Raw genomic sequence first — 16629 nt, forward strand, 5'->3', positions numbered from 1 at the left:
CGAGGGGTCTACTTCGCGGCCAACTGCAGGTGCGCGGTGATCTTCACCTCGGCACCGATCACCGAGGTGTCGGCGTACTCGCCCGAGCCCACGCCGAAATCAAGCCGCTGCACCGTGCCGCTCACGTCCAGCGTGGCGCCGCTCCCGTGCGGAGCGAAGTTCACCTGCAGGCTCACCGGCTTGCTCACGCCGCGCAAGGTGAGCGTGCCGTCGGCGACTACCTGGTTGCCGCTCTTGCGGAAGCCGGTGGTGACGAAATGGGCATCGGGATACTTCGCCACGTCGAAAAACGCCTCGCCGGGTAGCGCCGAATCGCGGTCGCTGTCGCCGGTCTGCACGCTGGCCGTGTGCACGGTCACGTCGAATTTCGATGCGGCCAGGTTGGCCGGGTCGTAGCTGATCGCGGCGCTCCACTGGCCGAAATGGCCCTGGAACGTTTCGCCCTGGAAGGTGCTGCTGAAGCCGAGCGTGCTCGACGCCGGCTGCACGGTGTAGTCCGCCGCGGCGGCCAGGCCGGGCAGGGCGAGGGCAAGCAGAAGAGTGGCGAGGCGTTTCATCGGCGGTCTCCTTCGGGCGGGTTCGCGCGCAGTCGGCCGAACGGAAGCATCCGGCGCAGCACGTTGTCCTGGTCGAACACATGATGCTTCAGCGCGCCGCCGACGTGGGCCAGCAGCAGCAGGACGAGAAACCAGAACAGGTACTCGTGAACGCCGTGCGCGAAGTGGCGCAGCGCATCGTTCTTTTCCGCCAGCGCCGGCAGGTTGAACTGCTTGAACCATTGCAGCGGCTTGCCGGTGACCGAGTTGAACCACCAGCCGCTGAGCGGGATTGCCAGGATCACCACGTACAGCACGGCATGCATCGCGTGCGCCGCCAGCGCCTGCCAGCGCGGCATCGGTTCGTCCGGCGGGCGGCGGTCGAAGGCGCGCCACACGATGCGCAACAGCACCAGCGCCAGCACGGTGAGTCCGATCGACTTGTGCAGCGCCAGCCAGTTGAGCTTGCGCATCGGCGAGCCGGCCAGGTCCATCATCAGGCCGAAGATGCCGTTGCCGATGATCGCCAGCGCGATGACCCAATGGAAGAACTTGCTGACCGCGCCCCATTGACGATCGTTGTTGCGCAGGCTCATGGCTGATCCTTGGTCGACGGTTGCTCGCGGGCGGCTTCCAGCTCCAGCCACACGCTGACATGGGCGCCGATGGAGTTGGGGAAGGCGGTGATGCCGAAGTCGTTGCGATCCAGGCTGGTCGTGGCCGAGAAACCGGCCACCTCGTGCAGTTCGTAGATGGTCCGGGCGGCGCGGTTGAAAGTGAAGGCCAGGTCCACCGGGCGGGTGACGCCGCGCAGGGTCAGCTCGCCGTGCAGCACGCCGTGGTGCTCGTCGTTGCCCGTCACGCCGGTGCTGCGGAAGTGCGCGTAGCGATGCGTGGTGCAGTCGAGCAGCGCCGGCTTGCATACGGCCTTGTTCCAGTCGGCGTCGCCCATGTCGAGGCTGGCCAGGTCGATGTCCAGTTCGGTCGCCGCCGTGCTCCAGTCATCGGGGTCGAAGCGCAACCAGCCACGCGCGATGTGCAGCCGCCCGAACGGCCGCGAGTAGCCGTTGTGGCTGATGCTGAAGACGATCTGGCTGTGCACGGTGTCGTAGCGCCAGGTGTTCTCGGCCGCATGCGCCGCTGCCAGCGGCAACAGCATTGCCGCGAGACTCCACAGCCAGCGGGTTGGAGGCAGACGGAACATGCGCCGAAGTCTGGCCGATCGACGGCCCGACTGCCAGCGCCGGGGGCTGAACGGTGGGTTTCCGTGGTTGATTCAATGAGGAGCGGTTGATCTCGACCTCTGCTCCCTTTTGAGCTTGGGCTTTTGCTCGCCCGCTCCTGCACATACGCGCGGACGGCCACGTCCGCGCCAAGGGCAAAACGTTCAGAACGTGCGCTGCACCGAGTAGTCGGCCAGCGTGGCCAGTGCGTCGCGATGCGCCGAAGGCGGCAGGGTGGCGAGGGCCTCGCGCGCAGCGCGGGCGTGGCGCAGGGCGCGGTCGCCGGTGCGTTCCAGGGCGCCGGAGTCGCGGATCGAGGCGATGATGCGTTCCAGCGAGTCGAGTCCGCCGTGTTCGATCGCGTGGCGCAGCGACTGCGCCTGTTCCGGGCTGGCTCTCTCCAGCGCATAGATCAGCGGCAGGGTCGGCTTGCCCTCGGCGAGGTCGTCGCCGATGTTCTTGCCCAGAGTGCCGGCGTCGCTGGTGTAGTCGAGCAGGTCGTCGGCGATCTGGAACGCGTAGCCCAGTTCCATGCCGTAGTGGCGCAGCGCGGCCACCTGGTCCTCGGGCAGGCCGCCGAGGATGCCGCCCAGTTCGGTGGCGGCGGCGAACAGCACGGCGGTCTTGCGTTCGATCACGGCGAGATAGGCCGCCTCGCTGACGTCGGCGTTGCCGATGTTGAGCAGCTGCAGCACTTCGCCTTCGGCGATGGTGTTGGTGGTGTCGGCGAGGATGCGCATGATGCGCATGTCGTCCAGTTCCACCATCAGCTGGAACGAGCGCGAGTAGAGGAAGTCGCCGACCAGCACGCTGGCGGCGTTGCCCCACAGCGCGTTGGCGGTCTTGCGGCCGCGACGCAGGTCGGACTCGTCGACCACGTCGTCGTGCAGCAGGGTGGAGGTGTGGATGAACTCGATGATCGCGGCGAGCTTGATGTGGTGCTCGCCGCGGTAGCCGGCGGCACCGGCGGCCAGCACGTGCAGCATCGGGCGCAGCCGCTTGCCGCCGGAGGCGATGATGTGGTCGGCGATCTGGTTGATCAGCACCACATCGGAGGACAGCCGGCGGCGAATCAGTGCGTCGACGCGCTGCATGTCGGCGGCGGCGAGGTCGCGCACCTGGGCGAAGTCGGCGGGGCGGTTGGCGTCGGCAGGCATCGAATTCATGGGTGCATCGCAGCGGCGTAAGGCGCGATTATAGGGTCTGCAGGAACTTGCGCCGCGACATGTCGCCGCAAACGGCAGCGCGGGACTCGCCCCTATAATGCGGGCCATGCCCGTCCCGACACCTCTTTCCCGGTGAGCAAACTCTCCAGCCTCGAACGACGCAGTGCGTTGACGCTGGCCTGCGTGATCAGCCTGCGCCTGTTCGGGCTGTTCCTGATCATGCCGGTGTTTTCGCTGTACGCGAAAGCGATGCCCGACGCGACCGGCTTCATGATCGGCCTGGCGCTGGGCGTCTACGGCATCGGCCAGGTGCTGCTGCAGATTCCGCTGGGGCTGCTGTCGGACCGGATCGGGCGCAAGCCGGCGATCACCATCGGCTTGATCCTGTTCGCCATCGGCGGACTGATCGCGGCCATGTCGCATACGCTGGCCGGCATCGTGGTCGGCCGCGCGGTGCAGGGCATGGGCGCGGTGGCCGGCGCCGGCATCGCGCTGGCGGCGGACCTCACCGCCGAGGAAAACCGCGGCAAGGCGATGGGCATCATCGGCGTGTCGATCGGCCTGGCGTTCCTGCTGGCGCTGATCCTGGGGCCGCCGCTGGAGGCGGTCGCCGGCTTGCCCGGGCTGTTCGCCGCCACCTCGATCCTGGCGCTGGTTTCGCTGGCGCTGCTGTGGCTGATCGTGCCCACGCCGGCGCGCGCCCAGGCGCCGGCGGCGGCGGGTTTCGGGGCCGTGCTGGCCATGCTGCGCGACGGCCGCATGCTGGTGTTGAACGGTTCGGTGTTCTTCCTGCACGCGCTGCTCACCGCCAGCTTCGTCGGCCTGCCGCTGCTGCTGGCGAACACCTTGCACCTGCCGGTGAACCGGCACTGGGAGCTGTACCTGCCGGTGATGACGGTCGCCGCGTTCGTGATGGGCGCGAGCCTGCACCACATGCGCGAGGTGGCGCAGAGCCTGCGCATCGTGACGGTCTGCGTGGTGGCGATCGGGCTGGCGCTGCTCGGCTTTGCGCTGTCCGGCAGCCACCTGGCCGCGTTCGGCGTGGCCGCGGCGGTGTTCTTCTCCGCCTTCAACCTGCTGGAGGCCGCGCTGCCCAGCCTGGTCTCGCGGCTGGCGCCGGGGCATCTGCGCGGCGCGGCGATGGGCGCGTATTCGACCAGCCAGTTCATCGGCGCCTTCGTCGGCGGCGCGCTCGGCGGCATTGCACTGGGGCGGCTCGGCCCGGATGGCGTGTTTGCCTGCGCCGCCGCGTTCACCTTGCTGTGGTTGCCGCTGGTGATCGTCGGCTCGCGCCGGATCGGTCGCCAGGCCGCCGGCGAAGCCCAGATCGCGTAGAGCGGGCACCGCCCGCCAGCTCTTCGTGATCCGGCAAACGGCGGGCGGTGCCCGCCCTACGCGATGGACTCGCGCCGGGGTTTGCATTCGCCGATGGGCGGGCCAATGATGGGGACTCGGCGGCTTCGCTGCATCGAGTACGGCTCCGATGGCTCACGAAATCATCGCGCTGATGGCGCAGTACGGCGTGCTGCTGGTATTCCTCAACGTGCTGGTGACCCAGTTGGGCGCGCCGCTGCCGGCCGTGCCCACGCTGGTGGTGGCCGGTTCGCTGGCGGCCGCCGGCGGGCCGCTGGCGCTGGCCGGCACGATGGCCGCGGTGGTGGCGGGCTGCCTGCTCGGCGATTCGTTCTGGTACGTCGCCGGCCGGCGCTACGGTGCCGGGGTGATGCGCCTGCTGTGCCGCATCTCGCTGTCGCCGGACTCCTGCGTGCAACGCTCGGAACTGCGTTTCCAGCGCTGGCGCGGGCAGGTGTTGCTGGTCGCCAAGTTCGTGCCGGGGCTGTCGACCGTGGGGTCGTCGCTGGTGGGTGCGATGAGGCTGCGCTGGCCTGCGTTCATGCTGTTCGACGGGCTGGGGTCGCTGCTGTGGGCCGCGCTGTGGACCGGGCTGGGCTACACCTTTGCCGCGAGCGTCGACCGCGTGCTGTCCGCTGTCGCCAGCGCCGGCACGCTGGCGATCCAGCTGCTGCTGGCGCTGCTGGTCCTGTACGTGCTGGCGCGCTGGTGGCAACGGCGCCGGCTGCTGCACACATTGCGGATGGCGCGCATCACGGTCGACGAATTGCACCAGGCGATGCGTACCGAGCGCGCCCCGGTGGTGGTCGACGTGCGGCCCGAGGCCTCGCGCCAGCTCGACACCCGCGTCGTGCCCGGCGCGCTGCTGGTCGATGCGCAAGGCATCGATCGCACCGTCCACGACATCCCGCTCGACCGCGAGCTGGTGCTCTACTGCAACTGCCCGAACGAGGTATCCGCCGCGCGCGCGGCAAAGGTACTGATCGCCCAGGGTTACCGCCGGGTGCGGCCGCTGCTCGGCGGACTGGAGGCATGGGACGCCGCCGGCTACGGCGTCGAACACGTGCCGGTCGCGGGCGATGCGGTGGACCGGCAGGCGGCAGGTACGCTGGCCTGAGGCGTCGACAGGTACGCACGGCAGACCGGGCCGATACCCACGCTCGTTTCCGCTCCCGGCCGCTGGACTGAGCCCCTCTCGCGGTTATGATAGCCAGCCAGTTTCACCACTCCGGTCGCAACCCCTCGCAGAATTTGCGACCGGCTCAACCGAGGACACATCCATGGCACGTGGCGTCAACAAAGTCATCCTGATCGGCAACCTGGGCTCGGACCCCGAGGTACGCAGCACCGGCAGCGGTACTACCGTATGCAGCTTCAGCCTGGCCACCTCCGAGTCGTGGACCGACAAGCAGAGCGGCGAAAAGCAGGAACGCACCGAGTGGCACCGCATCAAGATCTTCGGCCGCCTCGGCGAGATCGCCGGCGAGTACCTGAAAAAGGGCCGCCAAGTCTATATTGAAGGCTCCATCCGCACCGACAAGTTCACCGGCAAGGATGGCGTGGAAAAGTATTTCACCGACATCATCGCCAACGAGATGCAGATGCTCGGCAGCAATGAAGGCGGCGGTGGCGGCGGCTACCAGCGCGAGCGTCCGCAGGGCGGCCAGCGCCAGGGCGGCGGCAGCTATGGCGGCCAGTCCCGTGGCAGCGACGACCGCGGCTCCTCGCGCCCATCCTCGCCGGCTCCGGCCGACAACGGTTTCACCGACGACGAGATCCCGTTCTAGCACTCACGCCGACGGCGACCGTGTTTCCCGACAGCCCGCCCTTCGGCGGGCTGTTTTCGTGAAGGGTGCGCGAGCCACGACCGCGCCGGAGGTAACCCCCTTGTGGCGCAGGCGAAGTAAGCTGGGGTTTCCCGGTTTCACGTTTCTCCGTCCAACGGGCACGGTCGGCCTGGCGTTCCAGGCCGGTGCGATGCTCCCTCACGAGGGTCACGGCAATGAAAATGCGTTTTGCAGGATCCATGGCATTGGTTGCGCTGCTGGCGCTGGCTTCGTCGGCGTCGGTGGCCGCCGCACTCGCGCCCGGCACCACCGCGCCCACCTTCACCGCCCAGGCCAGCCAGGCCGGCAAGCAGTTCACCTTCTCGCTGGCCGACGCGCTCGGGAAGGGGCCGGTGGTGGTGTACTTCTACCCGTCGGCCTATACCGACGGCTGCGATCTGGAAGCGCATACCTTCGCGGTCAACCGCGACAAGTTCGATGCCGCCGGTGCGACCATCATCGGCGTGTCGGCCGACAGCATCGAACGGCTGGACGAGTTTTCGGCGGACCCGAAGTACTGCGCGGGCAAGTTCCCCGTCGCCTCGGATGCCGAGGTCAAGATCGCGCTTTCCTACGGCCTGGAGGCGATTAAGGCTCGCCCGGGCATGAAGGACGTGCGCGGCGTGGCCATCGACCATGCGTTCATCCCGCGCACCACGTTCGTGATCGCCGGCGACGGCAAGATCGTCGCCACCTTCTCTTCCGAAACCGACCACCTGCGCCCGGACGAGCACGTAAAGAAGTCGCTGGCGATCGTGCAGCGGCTGCGGGCCGGCAAGGCGCCCTGAACACCTGACCGGGGTGGCGGCCGCTCCGGCGCGGGTTCAATCGCGCGGCGTGGCGGTTCGCCTGCGCCCTGCGCGCCGGTATTCGCCGGGCGTCATGCCGTAGCGGTGCAGGAACAGCTCGCCGAAGTGAGAGGGCGTGGCGAAGCCCAGGCCTGCCGCGATGGCGGCGATGCTCTGCGGCGTTTCCAGCAGGCGCCGGCTGGCCAGGTGCAGGCGGTGCGTGCGCACGTAGTCGCTCCAACTCATGCCGACCTGCTGCTTGAAGCGCCGGCTGAAATAGGCGGCCGACATCGCGCACAGCACCGCGGCCTGTTCCGCGCCGGGGGCATCCGCGGGGCGACGGCGCAGGCGGTCGATGGCCGGGCGCAGGCGCTGCAGGCCGCGCATGTCGATGGCAAATTTCTCGGCGGCGACCGGCGGTGCAAGTGCCGCCGCGCGCAGCAGCAGTTCGGCCAGCGGCAGGGCCAGGGGATCGCGTGCATCGAGCCCGGCCAGCCAGTCGGCGAGCTGCTGCAGGCGGCGGCCGAGGGTCCGGCCGGGCCTGGCGCAGAACGGTTTGCGCAGCCGCTCCAGTTCGGCCAGGCGCGCCAGCGATTCCCCGGCGGCCGCCTCGATCTGCAGCAGCACCCAGTCGCGCGGCCCGGCGTCCAGCGCGAAATCGTGCTGGTGCATCGAGGGAATGAAGGCGATGCAGCCGGGCATCAGCGCGTAGCGACGATCCTCGACATCGAAATGGCCCGCCACGCGACCGAACAGCACCAGCTCGTGCACGTCGTGGAAGTGCACGAACGGCTCGCTGGCCGCGGCCCTCGCATCCTGGCGCACGCGCTCGACGCGCAGCGGCGCACCCGGCGGCAGTTCGACGGGTTCGCAGATGGGACGGTCGAGATGGGGCAGCGCCATGGGAGGATTGTCGCCCATCGGCTGGGGCGTCGCGTGGGCTTGCGCCGTCGTGCACGCCGAACTCTCAAGTCGTCATTCCGGCGAAGGCCGGAATCGCACTTCGGATGTGCAGCGAAAATATGTCCGGCCCATGGCTTCTGGGAGCCCTTCAACTCCGGCCTTCCAGGCCTACGCTCTGGGTGAACGGTGTCGGAGGCGAATGGCACTCACTCAAGGCTAATACTCAAGAGTCGTCATTCCCGCGCAAGCGGGAATCCAGTGACTCCAGCTTTCCAGTCGGACGAAAAGACGCTGGATCCCCGCTTGCGCGGGGATGACGGCGGGAAGGGTTGTCGGGGCCGGGCAAGAGGGGCGGGCTCTCGTCCACCGTTCGGGTTGAGCGTAGCCCGCGCAGCGGGCGAAGTCGAAACGTCTCGCTGCTGGTGGACCCTTCGACTTCGTCCTTCCGGCCTGCGCCCAGGGTGAACGGTGGCGAGAGTTCTCAGCGCGCGGGCGTACCCACGATGCGCACCTGCATCGGATGCAGGGTGGCGCCGGGCGAGGCGGGCGCGCCGTGGTCCAGCAGGTCGCCCCAGGTGCTGCCGGCGAGGAGCCCAGGATCGAGTCGCGGCTTTGCGTCGACCTTGCCCAGGTTCACCAGCAGCAACGTCCGCTGCGTGCCTTCCCCGCGCAGGATGCACAGCACCGCACTGTCGTCGTCGCACAGGATGCGCTGGCTGCCCGCGGAGATTTCCGCTCGCGCATGGCGCAGCGCGAGCAGCTGCTTGTACCAGTGGTAGAGCGAATCCGGCCGTGCCTGTTCTTCGCGCAGCGAGACACCGTCGTGGGAGCGGTTGAAGCGGTCCTTCCAGAACCACTGGTCGCCGCGGTACCAGATGGCCGAGCCCGGGGCTTCCAGGTTCGCGTCCCAGCGGAACGCCTCGCGCACCGGGATGCCCACCGCGTCGGTGAGCGGGATGCCGCCGGACTTGCCGAAGTTCTTCGGCTGCACGCCGCGCATGCCCAGTTCCTGCCCGTAGTAGATCAGCGGGTCGCCCTTGAGCATCAGCGCGATGGCAGCGCCGGCACGCGCCTTCGCCGGATCGCCGTGCACCTCGGACATGTAGCGGTCGGTGTCGTGGTTCTCCAGGAAAACCAGCTGGCGCTTGCCTGGCGGCGTGGCGGCGTCGGTGGCGCGGATGTTCTCCACGATGGTCGCCTTGTCCAGCGACACCAGCGCGCCGCGCAGCGGGAAGGCGAACACCATGTCGGCGTGGCCGTTGCGCAGCCATTTACCGCCGTAGCCCCAGTCGGCCTGTTCGGCGAGGATGCGCAGCTCAGGCCGGCGCGTTTTCAGCGCGTGGAAGATCGGCGTCCAGAAGCCGTCGAACAGGTTCGTGTCCAGGCCCTTGTGGTCGAGGTCGTCCATCATGTGGTCGATGCGGAAGCCGTCCACGCCGTCGCGGCCGCTGCCGTCGCCGTGCGGGTCGGCCCAGTACAGCAGCAGGTCGCGGAAGTAGTCGCGCACCGCGGGGTTTTCGAGGTTCACCATCGCGATGCCGATGTCGCGGCCGTCGTAGCCGGCCCACTTCGCCTTGCCGAGGAAGGGCTCGGCCACGCAGTGCTGCTTGTCCTTCCACAGCAGGTAATCGGCATGCTTCGCGTGCGGCTTGCAGATCGAGTCGCGCCACCACGGGTGGCCCTCGGCGACGTACTGGAACTCCTGGTCGAGGTAGACCTTGAGGCCCTGCGCATGCGCGGCGCGGACGAAGGCGAAGTAGTCGTCCAGCGTGCCGTAGGCCGGGTCGATCGCCTTGAACGCGGTGGCGAAATAGTTGTGGTAGTACGGCGAGGGCTGCAGCGGCGTGAGCAGCACGGTGGTGGCACCGAGTTGCCTGATGTAGCCGAGCTTCGCGGTCAGCCCCTTGAGGTCGCCGATGCGATCGCCGTCGGAATCGCGAAAGCTGCGGAAGAAGATCTGGTAGAACACCTGGCCCTGCGGCTGGACGGCTGCCGGTGCGGCGGCGCGCGCCGTCGGCGAAGCCATGCCGGCGAGCACGGCGACGGCAAGGATGGCGATGAGCGAGCGCGCGAGGTTCATGGATCGTCTCCGGTGGTGGACAGCACGTTGCCGCTCGCGCCGGAAGCCGCTGCCTCGGAGTACGTCGGCCGTCACGCGGTGGCCACCTTGGCCTCGAACAATATGGGATTCCCCGGCGTGTCGATGACCTCGCCGATCACCGCGCCCGTGCACCAGCGTTCCCGGTCGGTCTGCTGCATGGGGTTGTCCGGCGCCTTCAGGCGCATGTCGCGATCCATGTAGATCACCGTCATCACCGCGCGCGGCCGCGTGGAGCGGTTGGGGCCGGCGCGGTGGAAGGTCCAGCCGGAGTGGAAGCTCACCTCGCCGAGATCGAACGGTTCGTCCACCACGCGAAAGCCGTGCGCCTCCATGTTGGCGGTGATCGCGTGCTCGCTCTCGTCCGAGATGCCCAGGTCGCGACCGAACTCCACGTGCTGGCTGCCGGCGAAGAACGCCAGCGGCCCCATGTCCTGCGGCACCGCCTGCAGCGGCACCCAGGCGGTGATGGTGCGGTTGCTGGCCAGCGGCCAGTAATACTGGTCGGCATGCGCCGGCGTGATCCCGCCGGCCGGCTCCTTGTACAGCGACTGGTCGTGGTACAGCCGCACGCCATCCACATCCATCAGCGCGGCGGCAAGACCGGCGAGGCGCTTGCCGAACACGAACTCGCGCACCGTCTCGCTCTCGCACCACAGGTTCATCACCTGCAGGAACGCGCGGTCATAGGTGCTGCGCTCCTCCAGCGGCCTGGTCTGCGTGTTCAGCGCAATGGTGAGGCGCGTGATCTCCGCGCCGTAATGCGCCAGCTCCGCGGCATTGAACACCTGCTTGAGCCTGATGAAGCCGTCACGCCGATAGTCGGCGATCTGCTGCGCCGTGAGCGGGTAGGGGCGGTCGAGGTCTATGGCCATGTCGGATTCCTGTCGTGTCGTGCAAGCAGACCCGTAATCGTGGGTTTGCTTGACTTGCGCCATGGTAGGAATCGGGAACGCCGTGAACATCGGCGCTGCTTGTCCAATTGGTCCCTAGGACTGTCGGATTCATGACCTTGTGGGCCAGGCTGCCTGCGGCTGAAGCTATCGGCTGTTCCCGTATGCGATTGGTGACTCAACCGCCAAATGCCTGACCAGCGGATCGAAGCCGGTGTCATTGGACGATCGTGAACCGGATCGAGACACTATGTCGAGCCACCTACAAAACCGGAAATGGCGTCAGGGGCAATCCGTGGCTGCCACAGAGAAAGCTGCCTCCAACACCTTCCGCTCACGGCATCGCGAAACTATTGTTGCCGCGATTGCTGTCGGGCAACGCCAGGTCCGGGTCGATCGTGGCGGATTTCAGCTTGCGCATGCCGTCGACGTGGATCACGTAGCTGCGGTGCTGCATCCAGGTTTCCCACGGCACGCGCACGTCCTGCTTGCTGCCGTCGTCGTAGACGAGTTGCAGGGTGGCGGGCAGCACCAGTTGGTCGAGGTTGGCCACGGTGACGTCGACGCCCTTGCGGTAGTCGCCGTCGGTGTAGGCGGCTTTCTGCACGGCCATGTCGAACTGCCAGTTGTGCTCGAACCAGCCGCGCCAGAACCAGCCGAGGTCTTCGCCGGTGTCGCTTTCCATGAAGCGGAAGAAGTCGGACGGGCTGGGATGCTTGTACGCCCAGGTGGCGATGTAGCGGCGGAAGGCGGGGTCGAAGCGGTCCGGGCCGATGATCTGCTCGCGCAGCAGCACCAGGCCGAAAGCGGCCTTGAAGTAGGTGATCGGGTGGCGGTATTTCTCGGCGATCGCGTCGGCGTAGGTCAGCGGCGGCGGCGCGTCGGCATCCTTCAGGATGGCGGCGATCTGTTCGGCCGGGGTGCCCTTGCCGGGAGCGTATTCGCTGTCGCGCTTGGGCGCGTACTTGCCGCCGTCGAAGGCCTCGGCTTCGTACACGTCGACGAAGGTGTTGAAGCCTTCGTCCATCCACGCGTCGCGGCGCTCGTTGCTGCCCACGATCATCGGGAACCAGCTGTGGCCGATCTCGTGGGCGATCAGCATCTGCAGGTTCTTGCCCGCGGCCTTCTTGTGGTCGAAGGTGATGCCCGGGTATTCCATGCCGCCGGCGGTGCCGGCTTCGTTGATGGCGACGGGGTACGGATACGGGTAGTAGGTGCGCGAGAAGAACTCGACCGACTTTTTCAGGTTCTGCGTGGCCACGCCCCAGGCCTGGTCGCCGGCGCTTTCCACCGGATAGGCCGACATCGCCAGCGCGGTCTTGCCGTCGGGCAGGTTGATGCGCGCAGCGTCCCAGATGTACGCCTTGGACGCGCCGAAGGCCACGTCGCGGGTGTTCTTCATGGCGAAGTGCCAGGTCAGCGTGCCGCCCTGTTTCGGGCGGCTGGCCGGGTCGCCGACTTCGGCGGCGCTACGGATCATCACCGTCGCGTCGCTGTGGCGGGCCTGGTCCAGGCGCCTGCGCTCGGTGGCGGTCAGCACGTCCTGCGGGTTGAGCAGTTCGCCGGAGCCGACCACCAGCATGTCCGCGGGCACGGTGACGCGATAGTCGAAGTCGCCGTATTCGAGGTAGAACTCGCTGTTGAGGTAGGGCTGGGTGTCCCAGCCGCGCAGGTCGTCATAGACGGCCATGCGCGGGTACCACTGCGCCATCTCGAAGATCTCGCCCTGCCTGTTGGCGTTGACGTCGGTGCGCCCGCCGAACTCGCCGGGCACGGTGTAATCCCAGCTGATGTGCAGCTTGAGCCGGCCGCCGTGACCCTTGAGCGCGGTGGGCAGGGTGACCTGCATGCGGGTGTCGCTGATCACCCAGTGCGCCTTCTGCCTGTGGCCGCCGGCGTCTTCCACCTCGACCGAGCGGATGTGCTCGCCGCTGGTGAACTCGGTGGGGAACTTGCCGCCGCCGAACGCGCCGCGCGCATCCTTGCGGTAGCGGTTCTGTTCGATCTGCAGCCACAGCACGTCCAGCGTGTCGGGGCTGTGGTTGGTGTAGCTGATCACTTCGCTGCCGCTGAGCTTGCGCGTCGACGGATCCAGCGTCGCCTCGATGCGGTAGTCGGCGCGGTTCTGCCAGAACGCCGGGCCGGGCTTGCCGCTGGCATCGCGCATGGCGTTGGCCGGCTGCGGGTAGGTGTACGGGGCGAAGGTCTGCAGCGGGTTGAACGCAGGTGCAGCCGTGTCGGCGGCGAAGGCGGGCGACACCAGCAAGGCGGCAAGCGTGGCGGCGAGGGTGCAGGTGAGTTTGTTCATGCGCGGCCTTGGGAAGGGGGCGTGGTGTGTTCGCGGCGACGATGCAGCGCCAGCAGTTCGTGGCAGGCACCCATGGTGTGGTAGTCGGTCTTGCCGGCCGGGCTTTTCTCGTCGCTGATCTTGCGGTTGTCGGGGGTGAGGATGCGGTACCAGGCGCCATGCCGGTGATCCACGAAATGCTCCCACGCGTAGGTCCACAGGCGCCTGTACCAGTCGTCATAGACGGCCTCGCCGGTACGCGCGTGCAGCAGGGCGGCGGCGGCCAGCGACTCGGCCTGCACCCAGAAATATTTTTCGTCGTCGCAGATGCTGCCATCCGGCGCGAAGCCGTAGCAGATGCCACCGTGTTCGTCGTCCCAGGCGTGGGCCAGGGCGCGGTCGAACAGTTCCTTCGCGCGCGGCAGCAGCCAGTCCTGCGGCGTGCCGCGCGCAGCCAGCAGCGGCTCCATGATCAGCAGCAGCTTGGCCCATTCGGTCTGGTGGCCGGGCTGGAAGCCCCACGGCTTGAACAGGTTCTTCGGGTCGTCGCGGTTGAATTCGCGGTCGATGTTCCAGTGGCGATCGTAGTGTTCCCATACCAGGCCATCGGCCTTGGCGGCCTGGTCGCGGGTCATGCGGTCAGCGAGGGTGAACGCGCGATCGAGGTAGCGCGGCTCACGGGTGGCCTGGTAGGCGGCGATCATCGCCTCGCACATGTGCATGTTGGCGTTCTGGCCGCGGTAATCGCTGAAATGCCAGTCGGCATCGGCCTCGTCGCGGTACAGCCGCGCGTCGGCCTCCCAGTAGCGTTGCTCGAGCAGGTTCCAGGTCTCGTCCATCCAGCCGCGGGCTTCCTCGATGCCGGCCTTCAGCGCGGTGGCATAGGCCAGCAGCACGAAGGCGACGCCGTAGGCCTGGTTGGAGCTGTCTTCCGGCCGGCCGTCGCGGATGGTCCAGTGATAGCCGCCGTTGGCGGGGTTGCGATGGACCTCGCGCAGGTAGCGCAGGCCGTGCCGCGTGGCCTCCAGGTATTCGGGGTTGCCGAAGGCCAGCCATGCCATCGCGTAGTTGAAGACGAAGCGCGTGCTGCTGACCAGGTGGCGATGACTGCGGTCGTAGATCGTGCCGTCGTCCTTGAAGTAGTGGAAGAAGCCGCCTTCCGGATCGATCGCGCGCGGATGGTAGAACGCCATCGTCTGCGCGATGTGGCTGCGCAGGAAGTCAGGCGAGCGGAAATCGGGTGCGGCAGTCATGCCTGCTTCTCCATGAAGTCGAGCACCTCGGCGCCACTGGGCATCGCGGCGAACGAGCCCTGGCGGGTGACCGTGAGCGCGCCGCAGGCGGCGGCGAAACGCAGCATCGCGTGCAGCCGCGGCAGCTGGCTCACCAGGTGGTCGAGCCGGTCGGGCGTCGCGTCGAGTTCGGCCAGGCGGCACAGCAGGCCGCCGACGAAGGCGTCGCCGGCGGCGGTGCTGTCGACCACGGTCACGGCGTAGCCCGGCAGCTCCCCTTCGGCATCCGGATGGAACCAGCGCATGGGCCGCGTGCCGTCGGTGACCACCAGCAGCCGGGCGCGACCGCGCCACAGGCGGTCCAGCGCGGCCTGCTCGCCGTCCGGTGCCAGCCACGCGAATTCCTCGGCCGAGAGTTTCACCACGTCGGCCAGATGCAGCGCCGGCCACACCTGCGTCAGTGCATCGGCGCCGGCCGGCCACAACGCAGGGCGCAGGTTGAGGTCCATGCTGACCAGCGCGCCGGCGCCGTGCGCGCGCTGCATGCCTTCGCGAGTCGCGTCGGCGATGGCCGGCCCGGTCAGGCAGTTGGAGCAGACGTGGAACACCGCCACGTCGTCGAATGCCCCGGTGCGGAAATCGGCAACGCGGAATTGCAGATCGGCCGTGCGCTCGCGATGGAAGATGAAGCTGCGCTCGCCCGCGGCATCCAGCGTGACCAGCGCGAGCGCGGTGGGTGCGGCCGTGCGTGACACGTCCGCCGTGCCCACGCCGGCGCGTTGCAGGCCATCCAGCAGGAAGTCGCCGAAGCGGTCGGTAGAGAGCATCCCGGCGAAGCGCGCGTTGCCGCCCAGGCGCGCCACCGCCACCGCGACGTTCGCCGGCGCGCCGCCGGCGAACGGAACGAAGCTGGCGGCGAAGCCGTGCGCGTCGACGCCGCTGGCGTGCAGGTCGATCAGCGCCTCGCCGAAACAGAGGATCGGCCGGGGCGGGGCGGGATCAGTCGACACTGCTGCGGATCTTCGAGCCGCTGATGCCATAGAACACGATGTACAGGTAGCACAGCAGCGGCAGGAAGAACGCGTGCTGCAGGCCGATGTGGTCGGCCAGCACACCCTGCAGCTGCGGGATCACCGCGCCGCCGACGATGGCCATGATCAGCAGGCTCGATGCCTTGCTGGTCATCGGGCCAAGCCGCTCGATGCCGAGCGCGAAGATGGTCGGGAACATGATCGAGTTGAACAGGCCGATCGCGATGATGCTGTACATCGCCGTGGTGCCGCTGCTCAGCATGGTGGTCAGCACCAGCAGCGCGTTGATCGCGGCGAACGTGGCCAGCAGCTTGCGCGGCGAGATCCTGGCCATCAACGCCGAGCCGACGAAACGGCCGAGCATGGCACCGCCCCAGTACCACGAGACGTACTTCGCCGCCTGCTGCTCGCTCATGTGGCCGATGTCGGGCATCGACAGGTAGTTGACCATGAAGCTGCCGATCGACACCTCGGCGCCGACGTAGAAGAAGATGCCCAGCACGCCGAACAGCACGTGCGGGTGGCGCAGCACGTCGGCGAAGCCATGGCGGCCGTGATCGTCCTTGTCGGTGGACTCGGTCAATGCCGGCAGCCGGAACATCCACACGAACAGCGCCAGCAGGAACAGCACCACCGCCAGCCCGATGTACGGGAACTGCACCGCCTGCGCCTGCTGGGTGTCGTAGAGCAGGCGTTGCGCCGGTTCCAGCGCGGCGAGTTCCTCCGGGTTCTTGACCACGTTGGAGAGAATCAGCAGGCCGCCGAACAGCGGCGCCAGCGTGGTGCCGAGCGAGTTCAGCGCCTGTGCCAGGGTGAGCCGGCTGGAGCTGGTCTTCTCCGGGCCGAGCAGGGCCACGTACGGGTTGGCGGCCACCTGCAGCACGGTGATGCCGGTGGCCAGCACGAACAGCGCGCCGAGAAAGGCGGAGTAGAGGTGCAGCGCCGCGGCCGGCCAGAAGCCCAGCGCGCCGATGCCGGCGATCGCCAGCCCGGCCACGATGCCCTTCTTGTAGCCGAGTGCCGCCACCATGCGCCCGGCCGGCATGCCCATCAGGAAATACGCGCCGAAAAAGGTGAACTGCACCAGGATCGCCTGCGCGTAGTTGAGCTGGAAGATCGACTTCAGGTGCGGGATCAGGATGTCGTTGAGGCAGGTGAGGAAGCCCCACATGAAGAAGATCGTGGTGAGCACGCCCAGCGCCAGCCAGCTGCTGGTGTAGGGCGCGCGGGGCGCACCGTGGTCCGGCGCGAGGGGAGTGGGGCGGGGCGGCGTAACGACAGGGGCCATGGCGA

15 protein-coding genes are annotated in these 16629 nt (G+C 68.0%); 4 read left to right on the forward strand and 11 right to left on the reverse strand.

Annotated elements, in window-relative coordinates; genetic code table 11:
• Window positions 1-8 precede the first annotated feature (8 nt).
• The 4 genes from ACVCMI_RS05630 to ACVCMI_RS05645 all read right to left on the reverse strand — a co-directional run bounded on the left by ACVCMI_RS05630 (window position 9) and on the right by ACVCMI_RS05645 (window position 2925).
• Window positions 9-557: a YceI family protein gene (locus tag ACVCMI_RS05630; protein WP_447097114.1), complete on the reverse strand. Its 549-nt coding sequence runs from the start codon at window positions 555-557 to the stop codon at window positions 9-11.
• A complete protein-coding gene (locus ACVCMI_RS05635; RefSeq protein WP_447097113.1) occupies window positions 554-1132 on the reverse strand; it encodes a cytochrome b in 579 nt (192 codons plus the stop codon). The genes ACVCMI_RS05630 and ACVCMI_RS05635 overlap by 4 nt, the downstream gene beginning before the upstream one ends.
• A complete protein-coding gene (locus ACVCMI_RS05640) occupies window positions 1129-1740 on the reverse strand; it encodes a YceI family protein (protein WP_447097112.1) in 612 nt (203 codons plus the stop codon). The genes ACVCMI_RS05635 and ACVCMI_RS05640 overlap by 4 nt, the downstream gene beginning before the upstream one ends.
• Before the next feature lie 183 nt (window positions 1741-1923).
• On the reverse strand, window positions 1924-2925 hold the full coding sequence (locus ACVCMI_RS05645) for a polyprenyl synthetase family protein (protein ID WP_447097111.1): 1002 nt from the start codon (window positions 2923-2925) through the stop codon (window positions 1924-1926).
• A 132-nt stretch (window positions 2926-3057) separates the two neighbouring features.
• Between ACVCMI_RS05645 and ACVCMI_RS05650 the strand changes: the two genes are divergently transcribed.
• The 4 genes from ACVCMI_RS05650 (at window position 3058) to ACVCMI_RS05665 (ending at window position 6892) form a co-directional block, all read left to right on the forward strand.
• A complete protein-coding gene (locus ACVCMI_RS05650) occupies window positions 3058-4260 on the forward strand; it encodes an MFS transporter (RefSeq protein WP_447097110.1) in 1203 nt (400 codons plus the stop codon).
• Between the two features lie 148 nt (window positions 4261-4408).
• A complete protein-coding gene (locus tag ACVCMI_RS05655) occupies window positions 4409-5395 on the forward strand; it encodes a DedA family protein/thiosulfate sulfurtransferase GlpE (RefSeq protein WP_447097109.1) in 987 nt (328 codons plus the stop codon).
• A 163-nt stretch (window positions 5396-5558) separates the two neighbouring features.
• Entirely contained in the window at window positions 5559-6065 is a 507-nt protein-coding gene (gene ssb / locus ACVCMI_RS05660) for a single-stranded DNA-binding protein (RefSeq protein WP_447097108.1), read from the forward strand.
• Between the two features lie 239 nt (window positions 6066-6304).
• Window positions 6305-6892, forward strand: coding sequence for a peroxiredoxin (locus tag ACVCMI_RS05665; RefSeq protein WP_447097107.1), 588 nt, complete (start codon window positions 6305-6307; stop codon window positions 6890-6892).
• Between the two features lie 36 nt (window positions 6893-6928).
• On the opposite strand, the gene ACVCMI_RS05670 is transcribed toward ACVCMI_RS05665, so the two are convergent.
• The 7 genes from ACVCMI_RS05670 to fucP all read right to left on the reverse strand — a co-directional run bounded on the left by ACVCMI_RS05670 (window position 6929) and on the right by fucP (window position 16624).
• Window positions 6929-7795 (reverse strand): AraC family transcriptional regulator, encoded by an 867-nt coding sequence (locus ACVCMI_RS05670; RefSeq protein WP_447097106.1) that lies wholly within the window; start codon window positions 7793-7795, stop codon window positions 6929-6931.
• Between the two features lie 481 nt (window positions 7796-8276).
• Window positions 8277-9875: an alpha-amylase family glycosyl hydrolase gene (locus ACVCMI_RS05675; RefSeq protein ID WP_447097105.1), complete on the reverse strand. Its 1599-nt coding sequence runs from the start codon at window positions 9873-9875 to the stop codon at window positions 8277-8279.
• Between the two features lie 71 nt (window positions 9876-9946).
• The gene (locus ACVCMI_RS05680) at window positions 9947-10768 is read right to left on the reverse strand and encodes a phytanoyl-CoA dioxygenase family protein (protein WP_447097104.1); all 822 of its coding nucleotides are present in this window, start codon (window positions 10766-10768) and stop codon (window positions 9947-9949) included.
• A gap of 352 nt (window positions 10769-11120) precedes the next feature.
• On the reverse strand, window positions 11121-13094 hold the full coding sequence (locus ACVCMI_RS05685) for a M1 family aminopeptidase (RefSeq protein ID WP_447097103.1): 1974 nt from the start codon (window positions 13092-13094) through the stop codon (window positions 11121-11123).
• A complete protein-coding gene (locus ACVCMI_RS05690; RefSeq protein ID WP_447097102.1) occupies window positions 13091-14326 on the reverse strand; it encodes an AGE family epimerase/isomerase in 1236 nt (411 codons plus the stop codon). The genes ACVCMI_RS05685 and ACVCMI_RS05690 overlap by 4 nt, the downstream gene beginning before the upstream one ends.
• Entirely contained in the window at window positions 14323-15345 is a 1023-nt protein-coding gene (locus ACVCMI_RS05695) for a carbohydrate kinase family protein (protein ID WP_447097101.1), read from the reverse strand. The genes ACVCMI_RS05690 and ACVCMI_RS05695 overlap by 4 nt, the downstream gene beginning before the upstream one ends.
• Window positions 15305-16624 carry an L-fucose:H+ symporter permease gene (gene fucP, locus ACVCMI_RS05700; protein WP_447097100.1) on the reverse strand — a complete coding sequence of 440 codons (1320 nt, stop codon included), beginning with the start codon at window positions 16622-16624 and terminating at the stop codon, window positions 15305-15307. Before fucP ends, ACVCMI_RS05695 begins: the two co-directional genes overlap by 41 nt.
• Window positions 16625-16629 lie beyond the last annotated feature (5 nt).

This window comes from Rhodanobacter sp. UC4448_H15, assembly GCF_052978265.1.

Coding starts and splice junctions, on each gene's coding strand:
- ACVCMI_RS05630 (WP_447097114.1), bottom strand. CDS start 557: ATGAAACGCCTCGCCACTCTTCTGCTTGCCCTCGCCCTGCCCGGCCTG.
- ssb (WP_447097108.1), top strand. CDS start 5,559: ATGGCACGTGGCGTCAACAAAGTCATCCTGATCGGCAACCTGGGCTCG.
- fucP (WP_447097100.1), bottom strand. CDS start 16,624: ATGGCCCCTGTCGTTACGCCGCCCCGCCCCACTCCCCTCGCGCCGGAC.
- ACVCMI_RS05670 (WP_447097106.1), bottom strand. CDS start 7,795: ATGGCGCTGCCCCATCTCGACCGTCCCATCTGCGAACCCGTCGAACTG.
- ACVCMI_RS05635 (WP_447097113.1), bottom strand. CDS start 1,132: ATGAGCCTGCGCAACAACGATCGTCAATGGGGCGCGGTCAGCAAGTTC.
- ACVCMI_RS05685 (WP_447097103.1), bottom strand. CDS start 13,094: ATGAACAAACTCACCTGCACCCTCGCCGCCACGCTTGCCGCCTTGCTG.
- ACVCMI_RS05680 (WP_447097104.1), bottom strand. CDS start 10,768: ATGGCCATAGACCTCGACCGCCCCTACCCGCTCACGGCGCAGCAGATC.
- ACVCMI_RS05640 (WP_447097112.1), bottom strand. CDS start 1,740: ATGTTCCGTCTGCCTCCAACCCGCTGGCTGTGGAGTCTCGCGGCAATG.
- ACVCMI_RS05695 (WP_447097101.1), bottom strand. CDS start 15,345: ATGGCATCAGCGGCTCGAAGATCCGCAGCAGTGTCGACTGATCCCGCC.
- ACVCMI_RS05645 (WP_447097111.1), bottom strand. CDS start 2,925: ATGAATTCGATGCCTGCCGACGCCAACCGCCCCGCCGACTTCGCCCAG.
- ACVCMI_RS05675 (WP_447097105.1), bottom strand. CDS start 9,875: ATGAACCTCGCGCGCTCGCTCATCGCCATCCTTGCCGTCGCCGTGCTC.
- ACVCMI_RS05690 (WP_447097102.1), bottom strand. CDS start 14,326: ATGACTGCCGCACCCGATTTCCGCTCGCCTGACTTCCTGCGCAGCCAC.
- ACVCMI_RS05665 (WP_447097107.1), top strand. CDS start 6,305: ATGGCATTGGTTGCGCTGCTGGCGCTGGCTTCGTCGGCGTCGGTGGCC.
- ACVCMI_RS05655 (WP_447097109.1), top strand. CDS start 4,409: ATGGCTCACGAAATCATCGCGCTGATGGCGCAGTACGGCGTGCTGCTG.